This window comes from Lonsdalea britannica (assembly GCF_946477055.1).
Classification (GTDB): domain Bacteria; phylum Pseudomonadota; class Gammaproteobacteria; order Enterobacterales; family Enterobacteriaceae; genus Lonsdalea; species Lonsdalea britannica_A.
Genome location: NZ_CAMKXG010000228.1, coordinates 1 through 5,738, shown reverse-complemented (window position 1 = coordinate 5,738; position 5,738 = coordinate 1). Strand labels below are relative to the sequence as shown.

The following is a 5,738-nucleotide window of genomic DNA, read 5'->3' as shown; positions in this document are numbered from 1 at the left end:
ATAGCCCTGAATACTCTGTTCAGGGCTTTTTTATCCTGTTTACGGCGTATTCGACCGTGCTCGACAGAGCGAGTCGATCATCTGCATCAGAACCGCACAGGCGCTGGCGGTCGTTGTCATGACGAACAGACGTAGTTTCTTATTACATTATAAATGATGGAGTGACACAGCGACGATTGCGCTGTAGTGCTTATGTCACGTATGTGCTTGCAATACGGGATGTTTTCTCTTTTTTATGGGAAAGAATCCTGGTTGTCTTGATCCCGCATTGTGCCCCAGCCAGCTCCCCTCGTTTTCCAATCCGCTGTTGAAACTCACAGGCAAAGCCCCTATAACTGGACTATCACTGTTGCAGTAAGCAGTCGCTGATACTCAGTCATCTTGATAGCAGGCGGGACGTGCGAAAGAAAACTTATGCCATGAGATATGTAGCCGGGCAGCCTGTGGAGAGAATTTTCCAGCCGGTGGTTATGCATTATTCCGGGCAGCCGGTATTGTCCGGTCCGCTGCCGTTGGAGGACGGTGTTTTACGCCTGCTGGTGTGGAATATTTTTAAACAACAGCGGATGGATTGGCTGTCGGTGCTGAAGGGCTTTGGTCAGAACGCTCAACTGATGCTCCTCCAGGAAGCGCAAAGCTCGCCGGCGTTGATTCAGTTTGCCACCTCCCACTATCCAGCCGCCGATCAGGTTCCCGCTTTTTCCCTTCCGCAGCATCCTTCGGGCGTGATGACGCTCTCTGCCGCGCAGCCGATGTACTGCTGTCCTTTGCGTGAACGTGAGCCACTGCTGCGCCTGTCCAAATCCGCGCTGGTGACGATCTATCCCCTGCATGACGGACGCTCGTTGATGGTCGTGAACATTCACGCCGTGAACTTCAGCTTTGGCGTTGAGGTCTACACCAAGCAGCTGCAGGCCATCGGAGAACATCTGAATCATCACACCGGACCGGTGATCATGGCGGGGGATTTCAATGCCTGGAGCCAGCCGAGAAGCAATGCGCTGTACCGTTTTGCCGGGGTGATGGGGTTAAAAGAGGTAATGTTCAACAACGATCAGCGGCGCAGGGCGTTCGGTCGTCCATTGGACTTCGTCTTCTATCGAGAGCTCGACGTGGCGCACTCCTCGGTGTTAGTCACTGATGCTTCCGATCACAACCCGCTGCGCGTGGAGTTCAATCTCTAGGAGCTTGGGCCTGTGAGCGGTTATCACCACGCTGGCTCGCGGTTTGAATGAACGGCCTTCGCTTTCCCCTCGTTTCTATTGCTGTCACAGCGTTACACCCATAAAAAAACCTCTCCGAAGAGAGGTTTTTGTTTTACGTGACCGATCAGGAATCGGGAGACTGTTTTTTGCTGACGAACAACGTCAGTCTGTCGCCCGGCTGGATATTGGCATTCTTGTTAATGACCGTATTCCAGCGCATCACATCTGCGATGTCGACGCCGTGACGTTTGGCGATACTTGCCAGCGAGTCACCTTTGCGAACATGGTAGATGATCGAGCCACTTTTACTGCTGGCATCAGACCCTGCCGTGGCGAAAGACGCTTTCGCGACCTGAAGCGTCTGACCTGCTTTCACCGTATTTCCACGAAGGTTATTCCAGTTCTGCAGGTCTTTGGTGCTGACATTGAGCCGTTTGGCGATGGCGGATAACGTATCGCCTGTACGGACTTTATATTCAGAACCCCGGGTTGTTTGTGCCAGACGCGTCGGCTGAACCGCCGCAATATCTACTTCTGCCAGCGAGTCTTTCAACTGCTCGACATGTGCCTTCGGTACCATAATGTAATGCGGCCCATTAGGCGCAGTCACATTCTGTTTATAACCCGTATTGTAGCTTTTCAATTTTGTGACGGGTAAACCGGCTAGCTCGGCGGCTTGGGTCAGCTGCATCTGCTGTCCTAAATCCACTTGCGCCAGGGCACGTTCTTCATTCGTTTTCGGCAGGTCAAGGCCGTATTTTTTGCTATGCTTCAATATGTCGCTTAAAGCCAGCATCTTGGGTACGTAAATCGACGTTTCGTAAGGGAGCGCCAGTGACCAGTAATTCGTTGGGCGACCCTTTGCCTTATTCGCTTTGATGGCCTGCATCACACGACCTTCGCCACTGTTGTAGGCGGCGATGGTCAGCAACCAGTCTCCATCAAACATCCGGTTAAGGCGCTGCATCATATTTAATGCGGCTGTCGTGGAAGCGGCGACATCGCGGCGTCCGTCGTACCATTTATCTTGCTGCAATCCATAATGACGTCCCGTTCCTGGGACAATCTGCCACAATCCAACGGCGTTGGCCGACGATTGGGCGTTTGGATTAAAAGCGCTCTCCACTATGGGTAGCAGTACCAGTTCCATCGGCATTTTACGTTGCTTAATCTGCTCGACTATCCAGTACATGTACGGCTCTGCCCGTAATGTTACATCGTGGAGATAGCTCTTATTTTTCAAATAACGCTGTTTCTGCTCGCGGATCCGGGCGTTTTCCGGAACCTCCATCTTCAGCTCACGACTAATTAAGTTCCACAGGTCCTGCTGCGCGAGGCTGTCATCATCCAGCCATCGCGCCCCGGTCTCTCGACCTTCGGTGTACTTTCCTGCTTCACTTTGACTGGCCGAAGACAGACTCTGTGCATGTTGTTTGGGCTGGGAGGTATCATGGGGTGAAACCTGGCAGCCTACCAACAAGACCGAGGCGATAAGTATCGCTTTAGCCTTCATATTTTTGTCAACAGTTGCTCAAAAGACGAACGATCATACTTTGATTGGTCAATGCGTACAACTAAAACCTTCAGAAGTGGTCCTTCATCGCCCTTAGTTGCGCAAATGTCTGCCAATCGCCCCTGGTGCTCACATCGTTAAATATTTTTCTTTGTAAATCAGTGTTATGACAACGTAAAAAAAGATTAATATTTCGTTCAAAACCGAGGTGTGTAGGGACTGTTGACAGCCCTTTTTCCCTTAATTGTCTGACTTTTAGCAGATAGTCGGCAATTGTGGGCTCCTCCGGCCATAACTCATGGGCGAACTCCAGGTTTGACAACGTATATTCATGAGCGCAACACACCAACGTCTCATCCGGTAGCTGGGAGAGTTTGCTAACCGATTCAAACATTTGTTCCGGTGTGCCTTCAAAAATACGTCCGCATCCAGCGGAAAACAGCGTGTCGCCGCAAAACAGGTATGGAGCGCTATAATACGCGATATGTCCCGCTGTATGCCCTGGGACGGAAAAAATAGAAAATTCCGAGTCCAGCAACGTCAGACTGTCGCCCTCGTTTAAGGTATGTGTCGTTCCGCTGCGGGAAGTTTCCTGCGGACCGTAAACGTCGATATGGGGGAAGCGTTCCTTTAATGCTTTCACGCCGCCGACGTGATCCTGATGGTGGTGGGTTAACAGGAGAGCAACCGGCGTAAGCTGCTGCGCTTCCAGCGCCGCCAACACCGGCGCGGCTTCTCCGGGGTCGACGATCACACACGCCTTCTGTTGATTGCTCAGTAACCAAATGTAGTTATCTTTGAGTGCGGGAACACTGATAAGATTCATGGTGAGTCCTCTGTTTGCCGTTACCTGTGGAAGATACTAGAACATGAAGCCAGCACAAACCGTCCAGACTGTAGAGGCTCCTGATTCATGGGACTCCATCCCCTGGGGGACATCCTATCGCGATACGCTCGATGATGCGCTACAGCCGTGGTGGCCGAAGATCTTTGGTTTTCACCTGGTGAAGGTGGGGGCGCTGAGCGCCGAATTGAATAGCGCGGACTGCGCAATTTCCCATCAGATCAACGTCACGCAGAACCGTGCCTGCGCGGACGTCATCGCCGACCCGTGCCAACTGCCGTTTATCGAGAAATCCGTGGATGCCTGCCTGCTGATTCACTCACTGGCGTATTCCAGCGATCCCCATCGCGTGCTGCGGGAAGTGGATCGCGTTCTGATCAACGATGGCTGGCTTATTATCAGCGGATTTAATCCGATGAGTTTGATGGGATTGGGAAAGGTGGTGCCGGGGATCCGGCGTCGACAGCCGTATTGCAGTCGGATGTTCAGCCAGATGCGGCTGCAGGACTGGCTGAATCTGCTCAACTATGAAATCGTGCATAACACCAGCCTGCATGCGTTGCCCTGGCGTCAGCAAGGGCAGGGGCGTTGGAACAACCATCTGCCGCTGCTGGGATGTCTGAACCTGATTGTGGCGCGAAAACGCACCGTGCCGCTGACGTTTACGCCGATGCGTTCCAGACTGAAAAAAACGTCGATGCGCAGTCCGGTGGGCGTGACGAAAAGCTATCGTCGCGGCCCGGATTAATCCTGTTTGTAACCGACGTCATCCTGCGTTGGCGCGCCCGCGGCCTCACGCGCCAGCTGGTCGCAACGTTCGTTTTCCGGGTGACCGGCATGGCCTTTCACCCATTCCCACTGGATGGTGTGGTGGTGGATCGCTAAATCCAGCCGCTGCCAGAGATCGACATTTTTTACCGGCTTTTTATCGGCGGTTTTCCAGCCGCGCTTTTTCCAGTTATGAATCCAGCTGGTGATCCCCTGACGGACGTATTGGCTGTCCGTACTCAGAGTCACGTCGCACGGCGTGGTCAGCGACTCCAGCGACACAATCGCCGCCATCAGCTCCATGCGATTATTCGTCGTGAGGCGGTAACCTGCGCTGAGCTCTTTTTCGTGCTGTTTATAGCGCAACACCGCGCCGTAGCCCCCGGGTCCGGGGTTGCCGAGGCAGGAGCCGTCGGTGAAAATTTCTACCTGTTTACGCATCTCTGGTAGACTCTTGTCCATGCTGAAAACCACAAGTCTGACATAAACGAAAACGATGAGCACTGAAATAACACGACAAATCGTCCTGGATACCGAAACCACGGGTATGAACAAGTTGGGTGTTCATTACGAAGGTCATCGCATCATCGAAATCGGTGCCGTTGAGGTGATTAACCGTCGTCTGACCGGCCGCAACTATCATGTTTACCTCAAACCCGATCGCTTGATCGACCCGGAAGCCTATAACGTTCACGGGATCAGCGACGAATTCCTGGTCGATAAACCCACTTATGCCGACATCGCCGACGACTTCATGGACTTTATCCGTGGCGCCGAGTTGGTCATCCATAACGCGGCGTTTGATATCGGCTTTATGGACTACGAGTTCCGGATGCTGCAGCGAGATATTCCGAAGACGGAAACCTTCTGCAAAATCACGGATAGCCTGCTGTTGGCCCGTAAGCTTTTCCCCGGCAAGCGTAACAACCTGGATGCGTTGTGCGACCGTTATCTGATCGACAACAGCAAGCGTACGCTGCACGGCGCGTTACTCGATGCCGAAATACTGGCAGAAGTCTATTTGGCGATGACCGGCGGCCAGAGGTCGCTCGCGTTTTCCATGGATAACGAAGGGTCGCAGCAGGCGAATCAGGGAGACACTATTCAGCGCATCGCGCGTCCGGCGTCCGCGTTACCGGTGATCTACGCCAGCGACGACGAGGTGATGGCGCATGAACAGCGGCTCGATCTGATTGTGAAAAAAGGCGGCAGCTGCCTGTGGCGTGATTGAACATCGCCGGAGTGAAAACAGACTCTGCGCTGGAAATCTGAGCAAACAGAGTCGGTTAGCGTGAAAAAGCATTGACGTGATTAGGGTGCCATTTTAGTATTCAACCCGCTCACAGAGCGCAGAGTGGAGCGGTAGTTCAGTTGGTTAGAATACCTGCCTGTCACGCAGGGGGTCGCG

6 protein-coding genes are annotated in these 5,738 nt (G+C 53.1%); 3 read left to right on the top strand and 3 right to left on the bottom strand.

The features are described from left to right. Nucleotides 1–398 precede the first annotated feature (398 nt). Entirely contained in the window at nt 399–1,184 is a 786-nt protein-coding gene (locus Q7O77_RS13840; RefSeq protein ID WP_304168381.1) for an endonuclease/exonuclease/phosphatase family protein, read from the top strand. Nucleotides 1,185–1,329: 145 nt separating this feature from the next. Here the strand turns inward: Q7O77_RS13840 and mltD are convergent, their stop codons facing one another. Both mltD and gloB read right to left on the bottom strand, forming a co-directional pair. After that, nucleotides 1,330–2,718 carry a murein transglycosylase D gene (gene mltD, locus Q7O77_RS13835; RefSeq protein ID WP_304168378.1) on the bottom strand — a complete coding sequence of 463 codons (1,389 nt, stop codon included), beginning with the start codon at nt 2,716–2,718 and terminating at the stop codon, nt 1,330–1,332. Between the two features lie 70 nt (nt 2,719–2,788). After that, a complete protein-coding gene (gene gloB, locus Q7O77_RS13830) occupies nt 2,789–3,544 on the bottom strand; it encodes a hydroxyacylglutathione hydrolase (protein ID WP_304168375.1) in 756 nt (251 codons plus the stop codon). Nucleotides 3,545–3,587: 43 nt separating this feature from the next. Between gloB and Q7O77_RS13825 the strand changes: the two genes are divergently transcribed. Beyond that, nucleotides 3,588–4,310 carry a class I SAM-dependent methyltransferase gene (locus tag Q7O77_RS13825; protein WP_304168372.1) on the top strand — a complete coding sequence of 241 codons (723 nt, stop codon included), beginning with the start codon at nt 3,588–3,590 and terminating at the stop codon, nt 4,308–4,310. On the opposite strand, the gene rnhA is transcribed toward Q7O77_RS13825, so the two are convergent. After that, complete coding sequence (gene rnhA, locus Q7O77_RS13820) at nt 4,307–4,873, bottom strand: ribonuclease HI (protein WP_167372039.1); 567 nt, start codon at nt 4,871–4,873, stop codon at nt 4,307–4,309. The genes Q7O77_RS13825 and rnhA overlap by 4 nt on opposite strands. Between rnhA and dnaQ the strand changes: the two genes are divergently transcribed. Next, nucleotides 4,827–5,561 carry a DNA polymerase III subunit epsilon gene (gene dnaQ, locus Q7O77_RS13815; RefSeq protein WP_094109936.1) on the top strand — a complete coding sequence of 245 codons (735 nt, stop codon included), beginning with the start codon at nt 4,827–4,829 and terminating at the stop codon, nt 5,559–5,561. The two genes, rnhA and dnaQ, sit on opposite strands and share 47 nt — an antisense overlap. Nucleotides 5,562–5,738 lie beyond the last annotated feature (177 nt).